The 14,438-nt window shown below is 70.1% G+C and carries 13 protein-coding genes and 1 tRNA gene; 1 reads left to right on the plus strand and 13 read right to left on the minus strand.

Annotated features, from left to right (window positions below; genetic code table 11):
* Positions 1-245: 245 nt before the first annotated feature.
* The 8 genes from NKI68_RS11060 to NKI68_RS11095 all read right to left on the minus strand — a co-directional run bounded on the left by NKI68_RS11060 (position 246) and on the right by NKI68_RS11095 (position 8,439).
* Positions 246-2,828, minus strand: a complete 2,583-nt coding sequence (locus NKI68_RS11060; protein WP_254543115.1) for a heavy metal translocating P-type ATPase — start codon at positions 2,826-2,828, stop codon at positions 246-248.
* Between the two features lie 82 nt (positions 2,829-2,910).
* Positions 2,911-3,660 (minus strand): helix-turn-helix domain-containing protein, encoded by a 750-nt coding sequence (locus NKI68_RS11065; protein ID WP_254543116.1) that lies wholly within the window; start codon positions 3,658-3,660, stop codon positions 2,911-2,913.
* 106 nt (positions 3,661-3,766) lie between these two features.
* Positions 3,767-4,582, minus strand: a complete 816-nt coding sequence (locus NKI68_RS11070) for an aldo/keto reductase (protein ID WP_254543117.1) — start codon at positions 4,580-4,582, stop codon at positions 3,767-3,769.
* A gap of 84 nt (positions 4,583-4,666) precedes the next feature.
* Positions 4,667-5,158, minus strand: coding sequence for a hypothetical protein (locus NKI68_RS11075; RefSeq protein WP_254543118.1), 492 nt, complete (start codon positions 5,156-5,158; stop codon positions 4,667-4,669).
* Between the two features lie 159 nt (positions 5,159-5,317).
* A complete protein-coding gene (locus NKI68_RS11080) occupies positions 5,318-5,581 on the minus strand; it encodes a hypothetical protein (protein WP_254543119.1) in 264 nt (87 codons plus the stop codon).
* Between the two features lie 375 nt (positions 5,582-5,956).
* Positions 5,957-6,029 (minus strand) — tRNA-Arg (locus NKI68_RS11085).
* 47 nt (positions 6,030-6,076) lie between these two features.
* Positions 6,077-7,576: an MATE family efflux transporter gene (locus tag NKI68_RS11090; protein WP_254543120.1), complete on the minus strand. Its 1,500-nt coding sequence runs from the start codon at positions 7,574-7,576 to the stop codon at positions 6,077-6,079.
* Positions 7,577-7,848: 272 nt separating this feature from the next.
* Positions 7,849-8,439, minus strand: a complete 591-nt coding sequence (locus NKI68_RS11095; RefSeq protein ID WP_254543121.1) for a 2Fe-2S iron-sulfur cluster-binding protein — start codon at positions 8,437-8,439, stop codon at positions 7,849-7,851.
* Between the two features lie 170 nt (positions 8,440-8,609).
* Between NKI68_RS11095 and NKI68_RS11100 the strand changes: the two genes are divergently transcribed.
* On the plus strand, positions 8,610-9,791 hold the full coding sequence (locus tag NKI68_RS11100; RefSeq protein ID WP_254543122.1) for a M14 family zinc carboxypeptidase: 1,182 nt from the start codon (positions 8,610-8,612) through the stop codon (positions 9,789-9,791).
* 42 nt (positions 9,792-9,833) lie between these two features.
* Here the strand turns inward: NKI68_RS11100 and NKI68_RS11105 are convergent, their stop codons facing one another.
* The 5 genes from NKI68_RS11105 to NKI68_RS11125 all read right to left on the minus strand — a co-directional run bounded on the left by NKI68_RS11105 (position 9,834) and on the right by NKI68_RS11125 (position 14,420).
* The gene (locus NKI68_RS11105) at positions 9,834-10,094 is read right to left on the minus strand and encodes a biotin/lipoyl-containing protein (protein ID WP_254543123.1); all 261 of its coding nucleotides are present in this window, start codon (positions 10,092-10,094) and stop codon (positions 9,834-9,836) included.
* Entirely contained in the window at positions 10,091-11,107 is a 1,017-nt protein-coding gene (locus NKI68_RS11110) for an alpha-ketoacid dehydrogenase subunit beta (protein WP_254543124.1), read from the minus strand. The genes NKI68_RS11105 and NKI68_RS11110 overlap by 4 nt, the downstream gene beginning before the upstream one ends.
* Positions 11,107-12,111, minus strand: coding sequence for a thiamine pyrophosphate-dependent dehydrogenase E1 component subunit alpha (locus NKI68_RS11115; RefSeq protein ID WP_368410947.1), 1,005 nt, complete (start codon positions 12,109-12,111; stop codon positions 11,107-11,109). The genes NKI68_RS11110 and NKI68_RS11115 overlap by 1 nt, the downstream gene beginning before the upstream one ends.
* Before the next feature lie 432 nt (positions 12,112-12,543).
* On the minus strand, positions 12,544-13,626 hold the full coding sequence (gnd, locus tag NKI68_RS11120) for a phosphogluconate dehydrogenase (NAD(+)-dependent, decarboxylating) (RefSeq protein ID WP_256562586.1): 1,083 nt from the start codon (positions 13,624-13,626) through the stop codon (positions 12,544-12,546).
* Positions 13,509-14,420 carry a sulfatase-like hydrolase/transferase gene (locus NKI68_RS11125; protein ID WP_254543127.1) on the minus strand — a complete coding sequence of 304 codons (912 nt, stop codon included), beginning with the start codon at positions 14,418-14,420 and terminating at the stop codon, positions 13,509-13,511. The genes gnd and NKI68_RS11125 overlap by 118 nt, the downstream gene beginning before the upstream one ends.
* Positions 14,421-14,438 lie beyond the last annotated feature (18 nt).

The raw sequence follows: 14,438 nt of genomic DNA on the forward strand, positions 1-14,438 counted from the left end.
CCGCATCATCCCCCCGTAAATACATGTAGCCGTCGCTCCGGCGGAGGGCTACGTGTATGGCAAGTGAGCAGGTGTGCGAGCGACCGCGGCGGGCTTCGGCCGGCGATCGGGCGGCTTCGAACCGTCGATCCGAGATCGTCCGGTCGGCGGTCGGTCGGCGGTCGGTCGGTTCCGCCCCCGATCGACGCGGGCGGAGGCGTGCCGGCGGAACCGGCGCGTCAGAGGACCGCACCGGGCGTCGCGGGCTACGGTTCCGGGGTCTCCTCGGGAGCCGGTTCCGGTCGGACGTGCGCGAGGCGCATCGCGTTGCCGGTCACCCCGAGGCTCATCCCCATGTCGCCGACGACGACGGCGAGGGCGACGCTGACGTACCCGAGCGGGACGCCGAGTGCGAGGGCGGCCTTCGCGCCGAGGCTGAGCCAGACGTTCTGACGGATGACGCGGGTGGCGGTGTGCGAGAGGCGGTAGAGATAGGGAAGTTTGGCGAGGTCGTCGCCCATGAGGGCAATGTCGGCAGTGTCGAGGGCGGTGTCGGTGCCGGCCGCACCCATGGCGATGCCGACGGTGGCGGTGGCGAGCGCCGGCGCGTCGTTGATGCCGTCGCCTACCATCGCCACGCCGTCGAACCGCTCGGTCAGCTCTTCGATCGCTTCGACCTTCTGGTCGGGGAGGAGGCCGGCGCGGACGTCGTCGACGCCGACGCGGTCGGCGATCGCGCGGGCGGTTCGCTCGTTGTCGCCCGTCAGCATCACCGTTCGCGAGACGCCCAGCTCTTTCAGGCGCGCGACGGTCCGGCGCGCCTCCGGCCGGAGTTCGTCCGCCACCGCGATCACCCCGAGGATGGCCGACTCACTGCCGACGAGGACGACGGTCTTGCCCTCGGCCTGGAGCGACGGGATCGTCCGTTCGGCGAGGTCGACGCAGTTCTCGCGCCCGCAGTCACGCGCCGTCGGCTCGACGATCCCGCCGTCGGTGGTGGCGTGGACGTGCGAGAGGTCGAAACCCAGCTCCTCGAACAGGTCAGGTTTGCCGGCGTAGTGGGTGGTCCCGTCGAGGTCGGCGCGGACGCCCCGGCCCGTCAGACTCTCGAACTCGCTCACGTCGCGCGATCCGACGCCCTCGGCGCGCGCGACGATGGCCTGACCGATAGGGTGTTCGCTGCGCGCTTCGAGCGCCTCGGCGTACGCGAGGACCTCCGATTCGGAGCGACCGTCGAGCGGGACGACGTCGGTGACGGCGAGGTCGCCGGTGGTGAGGGTGCCGGTCTTGTCGAAGGCGACCGCGTCGATCGCCCCCATCGCCTCCAGGTACGATCCCCCCTTGATGAGCACGCCGTTTTTCGCCGCGCTCGTGATCCCCGACACCACCGACACCGGCGTCGAGATGACGAACGCGCACGGACAGGCGATGACGAGGAACGTCAGTCCGCGCACGAACCACGTCCCCCACGGCGCGCCGAACGCGAGCGGCGGCACCGCGGCGGTGAGGATCGCGAGGGCGACGACCGCCGGCGTGTAATAGTCCGCGAAGCGCTCGACGAACCGCTCGCGCTCGGTCCGCCGCTCCCGCGCGCCCTGCACCATCTCGATGATGTGCGCGAGGGTGGTGTCGTCGGCCGTCGCGGTGGTCCGCACCTCCAGGTACCCTTCCTGGGTGATGGTGCCGGCGTAGACCTCGTCGCCGACCGCCTTGTCCACGGGCACCGACTCGCCCGTGATCGGTGCCTGGTTCACCGCGCTCGACCCCTCGATCACTTCGCCGTCGAGGGGGATCTGCTCGCCGGGGCGGACGACGAGCACGTCGCCGACGGCGACGTCCTCGACGGGAACGGTGACTTCTTCGACGGGGGCGGCTTCGCCGGCTGCTCGGGGCGTCTCCGACGCGCCGGTGTCGCGCCGGACGGTCGCCTCCGCCGGCGACAGGTCCATCAGCTCGCGCAGCGAGTCCCGCGCGCGGTCCATCGCGTACTGCTCGAGCAGTTCGGCGACGCTGAACAGTACGGCGAGCGTGGCCGCCTCCTCGAAGTAGCCGATGCCAGTCGCGGCGACGATGGCGGTCCCCATCAGGAGGTCGATGTCGAGGCTCCGGGTGCGCGCCGAGTAGTAGCCGCTGCGGACCACCGGCAGGCCGCTGCTGAGGGCGGCGGCGAACAGGAGGACGTCCGCGAGCGAGAGGTCGTACCAGAGAAACGTCCCGACGGGGACGTTCCGCCCCACGAGGACGAACTCGAACAGGAGTCCCAGCGCGAGAAAGCCCGCGCCGAGCCACGTCTTGCGCGCGCGCGGACTCGTCCAGACCTCGGCGGAGTCCGCGACCGTCCCGGCTCCCGTCCCCGCCTCGTCGCTCCCCGCCGCGACGCGCTCGGTCACCTCGTAGCCCGCGCCCTCGATCGCGGCGACGAGGCGCTCCTCGGAGACGCGGTCGGGATCGTAGGTCACCCGCGCGGTTCCGGCCGTCGGGCGGAGGTCCGCGTCGACGAGTCCGTCCACCTTCCCGAGGGCGTTGTCCACCTTTCCCGCGCAGGAGGGACAGTCCATCTCGGGAACCGCGAACTCGGTCGTCCGCTCCCGCGTCGGTCGTATCGATCGTTCGACCTCGTATCCGGCCCGTCGAACGCGCTCCTCGATGGCCTCCTCGTCCGTCCGCGTCGGGTCGAACGTGACGGCGAGCGTGCCCGCGGTCGGGCGGGGGTCGAGGTCGCGGATCCCGTCGAGTCGTTCGACGCTCTTGGTCACCTTCCCGGCGCAGGAGGGACAGTCCATCTCCGGGACGGAGAGTCGGACCGTCCGAAGCGCGTCCGCGGGCGGCGACCCCGATGGTTGACTCATCGCCCTCGCTACGAACGGACGACGCATATCGCTTGATTGGCGCACGCCAATCGAAGGTTGGCGAACGACGATCCACCTCGGATCAGGTGGGCGACGACAGCGACCCGAGCGGGCGGTCGGCGGCGACGAACCGCTCCGCGAGTTGCGCCTCCGCGCGACGGAGGCGGTACGACAGCGTGGACCTCGGGAGGTCGAGTCGAGTCGCGAGTTCCGAGAGGTCGACGGCGCGGGGGGTCTCGTAGTAGCCGTGTTCGACGGCGGCCCGGAGCGCCTCGCGCTGCTCGGCCGGCAGGACGTCGGCCTCCCGCTCCGTCGGCGGCCGCCGCGGGGAGAGTTCGGTCAGCCGGAGCAGCTCCATCCCTGCGCAGTCGCCGACTTCGACGCGGAGGGCGTCGAAGAAGCCGTGGATGTCCGCCTCGTTCGAGAGGATGATGCGCCAGGTGTAGCGCCGACCGTCGCGCCGGGTCTCGAAGAGCAGGCCGTCGCCGAGGTAGTCGAGCGCGACGTGCGGGACGGAGGTGCAGACGGGCGTCCGCTCCCAGTAGGTGTAGATGACGAGCGTCCCGTCGGTCCGATCCAGGGGCTGGGTGTCGCACTCCGCCCCGCAGTCGTCGGTGACGAGACAGTCGGAGCAGTACTCGGCGGTCCGGTAGGCGTCCTCGAGCGCGTCGAGCGCCGGGGCCGGTCCCGTGGCGTGATCGACGCGCCAGAGGCTCTCCGCGGTCACGTGACAGGAGAGCGACCGCACCGTCGCCTCGGAGTGCGACGCGAGGACGTCGGCCACCGGGTTGCACCCGGGTTCGTAGTCGAGTGCGAAGACGAGTTCGCGCATACCCCCAGTACGGGCGCGAGGGTATTATACGGGGATCGATGCGGCGGATCGTCGCGCGCGTCGCTCGCCCGACCGATCTCGACTCCCCGCGCTCTGCGCTCCGCCCTCACAGCCCGAGGCGGTCGCGTAGCCTGTCGATCGGACCGCCCGTCTCCCCGAAGATCGTCCGCATCTCGTCGTCCGCGAGCGCGAAGTCGAACACGTCGAAGTTCTCCCGCAGGTGGTCGCGTCCGGCCGCCTTCGGGATCGCCGCGACCGTCTCCTGCTGGAGGAGCCAGCGGAGCGCGACCTGGGCCGCGGTCTTCCCGTACCGGTCGCCGATCTCCGCGAGCGTCGCGTTCGACGTCACCTTCCCGACGGCGAGCGGGCTGTACGCCGTCAGCACGATCCCTTCGTCGATGCAGGTCTCGAGGAGCGCCGACTGGTCGCGGTAGGGGTGGTACTCGACCTGGTTCGTGAGGATCGGCGCGTCGGAGACCGCCATCGCCCGGCGCAACTGGTCGACCGAGAAGTTACTCACGCCGACGTGTCGGACGACCCCCTCCTCCCGTAGGTCGTTCATCGCGCCGATCGTCTCCTCGAGGGGCACAGTGCTGTTCGGCGAGTGCATCAACAGCAGGTCGACGTAGTCGGTCCGGAGCGCCGCGAGGGACTGCCGCGTCGATTCGAGGACCCGGTCGCGGCCGCGATTCGACTCGCTCAGCTTCGTCGTGACGAACACGTGGTCGCGGTCGACGTCGGCGGTCGAGACGGCGGCTCCCACGGCCCCCTCGGTGCCGTAGCTCTGGGCCGTGTCGACGTGGCGGTAGCCGACGTCGAGGGCCGCCTCGACCGCTCGCCGACAGGCGTCGGGCGAGTCGAACCGCGCGGTTCCCAGCCCGAGGGCGGGGACTTCGACGCCCTGCGTGGTTACGTACTCCATGGGTCGAACGCCTCCGTTTCCCCTTCGCGCGCCGGCGACGAAAAGGAACGGCCGGCAACGTCCCGACTCGGGCGGGGGGACTCCTCAGTCGGCGTGACGCGAACCGGACGCGTCGTGCCGGGTCTCCAGCCGTTCGGCGACGCCGTGGACGATCGTGGAGCGGACGATCGCCCGCCAGACCTCGCGGGGTAGCGATCGGAGGACGGACCGCAGGAAGGTTCGGACCGCGCTCGTCATCGAACCCGCCGAGAGGGCGCTCACCGCCTCCCGATACGCTCCGGCGAGCGCGTCGTAGTCCTCGGCGTACAGCGCGAACGTGTCCGGGTTGGTCGTGGGCGGGTACGGGGGAGACTCCCACCCCGCGGGGAGGTCGGGAAGGAGCGCTTCCCAGCGCATCGCGGCGAGGTCGAGGACCCGCCGCCGTCGAGCGACCGAGGCGCAGCTATCCAGGAGGAGTGCGACCTGCCGGTAGGCCGACGCGGTCCGTGCGGCCGTCTCGGCGGCGGTGCGACACTGGGCGACGAGGATGTCCCGTGGCGACTCCTCGAGCGACGGAGTCGCGCTCGTGGCGGACATGAGTGGCCGTCGGGTGACTCTCCGGATAACTGTTCCGTCACCGATCGTATCGTCATCGCGTGCGACGGGAATACACATAGCCCCGCTACGCGCTCGCATTCGGCACGGAGCGGCGATCCGCACCGCCGCGCCCGACGGCCGAAGCGACGGCGGTGCGGGTCAGAACCCGGTGTAGTACATGAGGAAGCCGACGACGAGCCAGCCTCCGACGAGTAGACCGACCGCGAGGGCGAGCACTACGTCGCGGGGAGTGATCCCCTGCGCGACGTACTCGCCGTCGGCTCCTCGCATCGCTCCACAGCGGAGACACTCCTGTGCGTCGAGGAACGGGTGATCGGTCCACTCGTGACCGGCCCGCCAGCAGACCACGGGGCCGAACAGCGACGGCTCCGGCGGCGGCGGTGGCGACGCGGAGTCGTTCATCACGTGCGACTCCCTCCGTCAACGAGGCGTGCGAGCAACATACCTCGACAGAGGGGCTACATCTCATAAAACGCTGACGAGCGATTCGCCATACGTGAGTACGTTCACGTGCTTTCATATCTATTTATTTTCACTCGTTGAGGGACGGTTACGGAAGTACCCTTCGCGTCACGCAGAACAGGCCCGACGGACTGAGCCAGACGTGCTCGTTCGCTTCGCTCGTTGCGCGCGCCTTGCAGGGTTCAAATCCGTCGGTACGCTCACCACGCCTCGCTAGCGCTCGGCGGGTTCACGAGCCCGACGGGACCGAGCGAAGCCGAAGGCTTCGCGAGGGTCGTCGGGCGAGTCGACCGAGGAGCGAAGCGACGAGGGAGACGAGCCCGACGGGATTTGAACCCGCGACATCTTGGTCCGGAACCAAGCACTCTGTCCACTGAGCTACAGGCTCTCGTTCAATCGTACCCGACACTCCGGTATAACGGTTGTGTGTTCGCTTCAGTCCTCGCCGTCCGGGTCGGTCGCCTCGACCCGCGGCGTCGGGGTCGACCGCACGTCCACGACGGACTGTTTCCACGTGCCGCGGAGGAACCACAGCCCGGCGGCGATCGCGCCCACGACGTTCCCGAGGGCCATCCCGATCCAGATGCCCGTCGCGCCCATGTCGGCGACGAACGCGAGGCCGTAGACCGTCGGGACGCGCCCGATCCAGAGTGCGACCATCGAGAAGGCGAGGGCGGTTCGGGTGTTGCCCGCGCCGCGGTACGCCCCGAGGAGCACCTGGAGGACGCCGATGAACGCGAACTCGACGGTGCGGATGCGAAGGTACTCCGCGCCGAGGGCGATGGTCCGGAGCGCCTCGGCGGTGCGCTCGCCGATGAACACCGCGACGATGGGTTCGGCGAACAGCAGCGCAACGAGCGCGACGACGAGCATGATCCCGGCACCGGCCCCCGCCGCGAGGTGGACGGCGCGCTCGGCGCGTCCCGGCTTCTCGGCCCCGAGGTTCTGCCCGACCATGGTGTCGGTCGCCCGGCCGAGACCCATCGCGGGGAGGAACACGAGCGAGACGAGGCGGTTGCCCAGCCCGTAGGCCGCGACCGTCGCGGTGGGGAAGGTGGCGACCATCGCGGTGAGGGTGATCATCGCCAGCGCGCTGGTGGACTGTTCGAGCGCGCTCGGGACGCCGATGCGGACGATCTTCGCGATCGCCGAGAGGTCCGGCCAGAGGTCCGTCGGGCGGACGGTCGGGCCGACGTCCGTCCGGAGGATGAGGTAGAAGCCGACGATCATCGCCACGAGCCGCGAGAGCAACGTGGCGAGCGCCGCGCCCGCGACGCCCATCCCGGCGAAGCCGGTCGCCCCGAACAGCGCCGCTTCGAGCCCGCCCAGCCCGAGCGCGCCGAACAGGGGGTTCGCCCGGAAGCCGAAGATGAAGATCGGATCGAGCGCGATGTTGAGCGCGACCGAGAGGAACATCACGCGCATGGGCGTGCGGGTGTCGCCGTGGCCGCGCAGGAGCGCCGAGAAGACGAAGAAGCCGAACATGAACGGCGTCCCGAGGAAGAACACGCGCATGTACTCCTCGGCGAGGGGGATCACCTCGACGGCGGTCTCGGGGTCCGTCGGCAGCAGCGAGAGCGCCGGCCCGGTCGAGAGGTAGCCGACGACGGCGAGCGCCACCGCGAGGAACGTGATGAACGAGAGCGTCTGGCCCGCGATCTTCCCGGCGGACTCGCCGCTGTCGGCCCCCGTGTACTGCGCGACGAGGATGCTCCCCGCCACGGTGAACCCGCCGCCGATCGAGAGAAAGAGGAAGATGAGCGGGAAGGCGATGCTCATCGCGGCCACCGCGGCCGCCGAGAGTTGGCCGAGCCAAAGCGTGTCGGCGATGTTGTACGCCACCTGCAGCAACTCGGTGACGACGATGGGCCACGCGAGCGTGAACAGCGGGCGCGCCAGGCCCCCCTCGGTGATCGTATCTCGTGTGGAACTCACTCCCCCTCATCCATCGCGTGAGGACATTTGAGTGCGTTGGTTTCTCACCCACCGTGACAGAAGAGTAGCACACCGGCGACCGCGAGTGTCGGACGCGTCGAGCGGTCCCACCGAATCGAGAGAGAGCGGTATCGGGGTGGAGCGTGAATCAGGGAAGGAAACCGGCAGATCGGGAGTGAACTACTCAGGGGAGGAGCGAATCTGGGGTGAGTCGACCGGGAGGGGGCGCGGTGCGGTGTGAGGGTCGGATCGGGCGCGTCGTTCGAGCGCGGTCAGGGGCTCTCGCCGGTTTCGAGGCTGAAGTCGGCGGTGGGGTAGGCGACGCAGGTGAGCGTGTAGCCCTCGGACATCTCCTCGTCGCCGAGCATCTCGTTGGTGTGGTGCACGACGTAGTCCTCGCTGTGGCCGCCGTCGGCGATGTGGCCCGAACAGGAGATGCACTGGCCCTGACGGCAGGCGTACGGCAGGTCCCAGCCCTGCTCCTCGCCCGCCTCGAGGAGCGTCTCGTTCTCCTTGACCTCGATGGTCGTGCCCTCCTTCACGTACTCGATCTCGTACACCTCCGCCTCGTCGTCGGGGATGGCCGAGGGATCGTCCCCGGCCGCCTCCTCGGCTTCGCCCTCCTCGAGTTCGCCGCCCGCCTCGCCCGCGGCGACGGCACCCGCCCCCCCGCCTCCGGCACCGATGGCGCGGTTCATCGGCTCGGGGAAGTCCGTCTCGGCGACGGTCGCCGCGCGCCGTTCGAGGACCTGCTCCGAGATGTCCTCCGTCGGCGTCCACGCGGTGCCCCTCGTGAAGTGCAACGTGACGGCGATGAGCGTGAAGAGCGCTCCCAGCCCGATACCCAGCAGTGGGTCAACCATGCTGATCGGTTGGGAACAGGTGCTTAATTGCGTTGTGATTATCCGCCCCCTCCCGGTCCGATCGGTCGCACACCCGCCCCGCGACTCGAACGTGTCTCTCCTCCATGAAATTTGTTTAATAAAAAATTTCATGGATTAAACTTATCCCGGTCCCACGATAGCTTCGGCCGATGGAACTGACCCGACGGACCGCGCTCAAGGCCCTCGGCGGCGTCGTCGCCGCCAGTGCGTCCGGCGGTATCGCCGGGGGCGCGTGCGCCCCTCGCGAGCGCGTCGCGCTCGATTACCTCGCGAACGACGACCTCCTGGGTAACGACGAACTCGAACTGGCGCTGCGCTCGCTGCGCCGGGCCTACCCGCACCGCGTCCGGCTCCGCCGCGCCGGTCGGTCCAATCAGGGGCGGCCGATCTGGTCCGTCAGCGTCGGCACCCGTCGGACGGACGCCGTCGACGTCGTGGCGCTCGGACAGCAGCACGGCGACGAGATGATCTCGTCGGCCGAGGGGCTCCTCTCCGCGGTCGAGTACCTCGCCCGTGCTCCGGAGGCGGCCGCGATCCTCGACCGCGTCACGCTCCACGTCCTCCCGCGCGTGAACCCGGACGGCTTCGTCGCCCGCCAGCGCTACAACGTCGACACGGACGCCCCCGCTCGGGGCGAGGGCGACGACGTCTTCGGCGGCGACGCCGGGTTCTACACCTCCGGGCTGGAGGGGATCGGCTGGGACGTCAACCGCTACCATTGGCCCGACTGGACCGAAAGCGACCTCTACCGGGCGCTCCCGGATCGGTACCCCGAGAACCCGGTCACGGAGGCGCGGGTCGTCCTCGACGCCGTCGAGCGCGTCGATCCCGACTGGGTCGTCGACTACCACCGGCAGGGGACCTACTGCGTCGACCCGGACGCCGCCTTCGATCCGGCGAACCCCGGGGCGGCCTACGAACGCGGCCGGTATCCGCCGGCCCCCGACGACGACGGCGGCGGCGAACTCGTCACCGCGTCGCTGTTCTGGCCGATCGCCGAGGGGGTCCCGACGGCCGCCCGGACCCTCTCGAAGCGCCTCGTCTGGACGATGTTCGAGTCGCTCGACGCGCTCGATCGCTCGACGGTCACGCGCTATCCCGGCGGCACCCACCGGGGCGTCGCCCGCAACGCCTACGGCCTGCAGGGACGCGGGAGCGTCCTCTTCGAACTGAGTACCGGCACGCTCGGCGACCGCGAGTTCCGCGTCAGGCAGGTGTTCGAGTCGCTGCTCGCCGCCCTCGAAGCGACCGCCGACGGCTCGCTGCGGCGCGTCGATCCGAACCGGGTGACGGAACTCCCCGAACGCGAGACGAACAACTTCGTCGTCTGAGACGATGGGCCACCGTTCGAACGCCCCGACCGAGGCCGCGGATCACCCGGGCGCGACGTACCCCAGCGGATCGCCGCGGGCGAAGGTCTCGTTCTCGCCGACGAGCACCTCGACGGTCCCCGTCGCGGGCGCGGGCACGTCGACGCTCACCTTCTCGATCTGGATCTCGCAGACCGCCGCGCCCGCCTCGACGCGGCCGCCCTCGCGGACGAACCAGTTCGCCACGACTCCCTCCGCCACGTCGTCGGCGTCGTCCGGCCAGACCGCCGCGGGGTCGATCGCGGTCCGATCGCCGCCGCTCATGCCCCCGTCGCGCGCACCGCCTCGGCGATGTCCTCGACACCGGGGTTGACCTCCCGCTCCAGCGGCCGCGCGTAGGGGATCGGCACGTCGGGGATCGCGAGCCGCCGGACCGCCTCCAGGTCCGAGAGCGCCTCCTCGGCGACGCGCGCGACGATCTCGCCCGTCACGCCGAACGAGCGGTAGTCCTCGTCGACGACGACGAGGCGGCCGGTCTTCCGGACGGACTCGACCACGGTCTCCGTGTCCAGCGGGACGAGCGTCCGCAGGTCGATCACCTCGGCCTCGACGCCCTCGTCGGCGAGCGCCTCGGCCGCCTCGAGCGCCCGGTGGACGTGCAGGCCGAGGGTGACGACGGTGGCGTCGTCGCCCTCGCGCTTGACGTCGGCCTCGCCGAAGGGGATCTCGTAATCCTCCTCGGGGACGGGGGTCTTCGGGCCCTCCGGCGCGGGCATCCAGCCGAGCCCCATCAGCCGCTTGTGGAACATGTAGACGACGGGGTTGTCGTCCCGGATCGCGGCGTGCATCAACCCCTTCGCGTCGTAGGCCGTCGAGGGGACGACCACCTTCATCCCCGGGAGGTGGGCGAAGGTGCCGTAGAGCGTCTGGGAGTGCTGGGCGGCGTCGTTGTAGGTGCCGCCGACGGCCGTCATGAGCACCATCGGGACGTTCACCGCCCCGCCGCTCATGTAGGTGTTCTTCGCCATCTGGTTGTAGATCTGGTCCATGCAGACGCCGAAGAAGTCGACGAACATCAGCTCGGCAATCGGGCGCATCCCCCGCTGGGCCGCCCCGACCGCCGCCCCGATGAACGCCGTCTCGCTGATCGGGACGTCCATCACGCGGTCGCGGCCGAACTCCTCCAGCAGGCCCTGCGTCGAGTCGAAGATGCCGCCGTAGTCGGCGACGTCCTCGCCCATGACGAACACCTCCTCGTTCCCGCGCATCTCGGTCGCGATCGCCTCGACCATCGCGCGGCTCATCGTCAGCTCCCGCTCCGCGGCGGCCTGCGCCATCAGTCCTCACCTCCGGCGGTCGCGGCCGGCTCCTGGCGCCGCTCTCCCCTCTCGACGAATACGTCCTCGTAGGCCTCCTCCGGGTCGGGTTCGGGTTGGTCCTTCGCCCACGCGATGGCCTCCTCGACGCGCTCGCGGGCGCGCTCCTCGATCTCCTTTACCTCGTCGTCGGTCGCACCGGCCGAGCGAAGGTCGTCGGCGAGTCGCGCTACCGAGTCGAGTCGCCGGTGGCGTTCGACGTCCTCCTCCGGTCGATACGACTCCGGGTCGCCCATGAAGTGGCCCATCCGGCGGTGGACCTGCACCTCCAGAAGCGACGGCCCGTTGCCCGCCCGGGCACGCATGATCGCCTCCTCGGCCGCCTCGTGTACCGCCACGGCGTCGTCGTAGTCGATGCGGACGCCGGGCATGTCGAAGCCCGCGGCGCGCTGTGAGCCGTCGGCCACGTCCGTCACGCGTTCCTTGGGCATGCTGATCGCCCAGTCGTTGTCCTCGATGACGAACACGACCGGGAGGTCGTGGACCGCCGCGAGGTTCAGCGACTCCAGGAAACCGCCCTGGTCGATGGCCCCCTCGCCGACGAACGAGACCGCCACGCCGTCGGTGTTGCGCTTCTTCGCGGCGAGCGCCGCCCCCACCGCGGGCGGGCTACCCTCCGCGATGATGCCGCTGCACGCGAAGTTCACATCGGGGTCGAACAGGTGCATGTGTCCGCCCTTCCCCTTGCAGAGCCCGGTCCGCCGACCGAATATCTCCGCGGTCATCCGCTTCAGAGCCACCCCCTTCGCGATGGCGACGTGGTGCGGTCGGTGGGTCGCCGTCACCGCGTCGTCGTCGCGCAGGTGCGCGCACACCCCGGCGGCGACCGCCTCGTGGCCCGCCGCGAGGTGCAACTCGCCGGGGATCGGCCCCGCCGAGATGTCGAACGCCGGCTGTTTCCCCTCCAGGTACTCCTCCTGCAGGCGCTCCTCGTAGTGGCGAGCGGTGACCATCCACTCGTACATCTCTTGCAATTCGGTAACGCTTGGCATGGTCTCTCCCCGGGTGTCCCCTTACCGACCGCCGTAATAAAATCTCGGTAACACGTTCTCTCCCACCTTTTGCCGCGCTCGGCGGCGAAGCCGCCTCGCTGGCAAAAGCTGGACCAAAAGCGCGGCGCGCTCCCTGCGGTCGCGCTTGCGGCCGCTCGCTCACTTCGTTCGTTCGCGGTCCGATTGCTCGGGTTAGCGGTGGAAGGGCGAGCCTCGCCGACGCCGAACTCGCCGTCTCCCTGACTGAATATTTATATACCGAAACGGGACCAGACCCCCCGTGCGCTGACCACCGCCCGCGGGCGGCCCGCGGTCGTGCGACACGACCGCTCGCGGACCGTAATCCGTGTCGCCTGTCCATCCACCGCGTGCCGCGGTCAGTAGCGGTAGCACTCCTCCGCGGGGCTACTCCTCCCGGACGACCTCGTGCCGGCCGAAGCCGTAGCGCAGGCGGTTCGCCAGCCGCCGCGAGAACCGCCCCTCGTCGGCGCGCGAGCCGAAGCGCTCGGCGAGCGCCGCGTAGATGAGTGGGACCGCCACCTCCCGCTCCAGCGCCTCCTGCACCGTCCAGGTGCCCGTCGAACCCCCCTCGATCCGGTCGGCCACGTCGCCGAGGTCCGTCCCCTCCTCGCGGAACGCCTCCTCGCAGAGTTCCAGCAGCCAGGAGCGGATCACCGCGCCGTTGTTCCACGTGCGCGCGACGGCCTCCAGATCGAGGTCGTAGCGCCCGTTCGCGAGCAGGTCGAACCCCTCGCCGTAGGTCTGCATCAGCGCGTACTCGACGCCGTTGTGGACCATCTTCACGTAGTGGCCCGACCCCGACGGCCCCATGCGCTCGTGGCCGTCGGGGCCGGTAGCGACCGCGTCGAACGCCGGCGTCATCGCCTCGTAGGCCCACTCGGGCCCGCCGACCATCAGCGAGAAGCCGAGGTCCGCCCCGGCGGGGCCGCCGCTGGTGCCGCAGTCGAGGTAGGCGGCGGTCGTGCGATCGGCCCGCGCGACGGAGTCCTCGAAGTGGGAGTTGCCGCCGTCGACGACGACGTCGCCCTCGTCGAGGTGCGGTTCGAGTTCCGAGAGCGTCGCGTCCACGACCTCGCCGGCGGGCACCATCAGCCAGATCCGCCTGTCTTCGCCGAGCGCCTCGGCGAGTTCCACGAGCGAACCGGCGGGCGTCGCGCCCGCCTCGGCCGCCGCCGCGACGGCCGTCTCGTCCACGTCGAACGCCACCACCTCGTGACCGGCGTCCATCACCCGTTCGGCGACGATGCGTCCCATGCGCCCGAGACCGACGACTCCGAGTTGCATGCGCGAGAGTCCGCGGGCGCGCGCTAAGGGGTTGTGGTTCCGCGATCGAACCGTCTCGGTCGCGATCAGCGATAGCCCAGCTGCCGCAGTTGCGCCTCGGGATCGTACTCCCGACGGGGCTGGGCGGTCGCGTTCGGATCGGGGTCGTACTCCTCCGTGTCGCGGGCGCTCGTGACGTACCACGGGACCCGTCGGATCGCGTCGATGCCCGCGAACGCCGGGTGGCCGTAGACGCCCCACTCGCCGAGCGCGTTGCCGTGATCCGACGTGATGACGACGCGCTCGGCGTCGAGGTTCGACAGCAACAGCGACACCTCCTCCAGCGCGTACCGGAGGTTCGACCGGTAGGAGTCGAGCACGTCGTCGAGGTCACGCTCTCCCCTGCGCACCTGATCCCACGGGTCGGCCGTGCGGGGGTTCGGGTAGGTCCCCGGCTCGAACCCCGCCGTGTCGTCGTCGAGAAACGGGTGATGCGGCTGCATGTAGTGGACGATCATCCGCTCGGGACGATGCGCGCGGTGCTGCGCGATGGCTCGGTCCGTGACGCTCCGGGGGAGCACGGTCCCCTCCTCCTCGTCCCAGGCGTAGCGCCAGACCTCGTCGAGCAGGGCGAACGACGACGCGTCGAGCACCTCCCCGGAGAAGGGGTTGGCCGTCACGTACGCCGTCTCCCGAATCTGTCGCGCGTGCTCCGGCGCGAAGTTCCGGCGCATCCACGACTTCGAGTAGCTCGCGACCGAGCGGATCTCCTCGCCGGCGGTCAGGTAGGGGTACTCCCCCTCGAACGCCGCGAGCAGGTCGGCTCGACACGCATCGAGGACGATCAGCGCGTCCCAGTCGCGGTCGTATATCGGCGTCCCGTTTCGCGGACCCGACGCGAACAACCCGATAGTCCCGACTCGGGCGTAGTACAACCCCTCGCGGCCGATGCGGCTGACCGACTGTACTCCACGTTCGATGAACCCCCCTCCCGCCATTCCCGATGTACTTCGACG

The organism is Halomarina pelagica, assembly GCF_024228315.1.
Lineage (GTDB): Archaea > Halobacteriota > Halobacteria > Halobacteriales > Haloarculaceae > Halomarina > Halomarina pelagica.

Excerpts from the sequence above, each read along its gene's own strand:
- NKI68_RS11065 (WP_254543116.1), bottom strand. The coding sequence starts at position 3,660 with ATGCGCGAACTCGTCTTCGCACTCGACTACGAACCCGGGTGCAACCCG.
- NKI68_RS11115 (WP_368410947.1), bottom strand. The coding sequence starts at position 12,111 with ATGTACGAGTGGATGGTCACCGCTCGCCACTACGAGGAGCGCCTGCAG.
- NKI68_RS11095 (WP_254543121.1), bottom strand. The coding sequence starts at position 8,439 with ATGGTTGACCCACTGCTGGGTATCGGGCTGGGAGCGCTCTTCACGCTC.
- NKI68_RS11100 (WP_254543122.1), top strand. The coding sequence starts at position 8,610 with ATGGAACTGACCCGACGGACCGCGCTCAAGGCCCTCGGCGGCGTCGTC.
- NKI68_RS11125 (WP_254543127.1), bottom strand. The coding sequence starts at position 14,420 with ATGGCGGGAGGGGGGTTCATCGAACGTGGAGTACAGTCGGTCAGCCGC.
- NKI68_RS11060 (WP_254543115.1), bottom strand. The coding sequence starts at position 2,828 with ATGAGTCAACCATCGGGGTCGCCGCCCGCGGACGCGCTTCGGACGGTC.
- NKI68_RS11105 (WP_254543123.1), bottom strand. The coding sequence starts at position 10,094 with ATGAGCGGCGGCGATCGGACCGCGATCGACCCCGCGGCGGTCTGGCCG.
- NKI68_RS11075 (WP_254543118.1), bottom strand. The coding sequence starts at position 5,158 with ATGTCCGCCACGAGCGCGACTCCGTCGCTCGAGGAGTCGCCACGGGAC.
- NKI68_RS11110 (WP_254543124.1), bottom strand. The coding sequence starts at position 11,107 with ATGGCGCAGGCCGCCGCGGAGCGGGAGCTGACGATGAGCCGCGCGATG.
- NKI68_RS11070 (WP_254543117.1), bottom strand. The coding sequence starts at position 4,582 with ATGGAGTACGTAACCACGCAGGGCGTCGAAGTCCCCGCCCTCGGGCTG.
- NKI68_RS11080 (WP_254543119.1), bottom strand. The coding sequence starts at position 5,581 with ATGAACGACTCCGCGTCGCCACCGCCGCCGCCGGAGCCGTCGCTGTTC.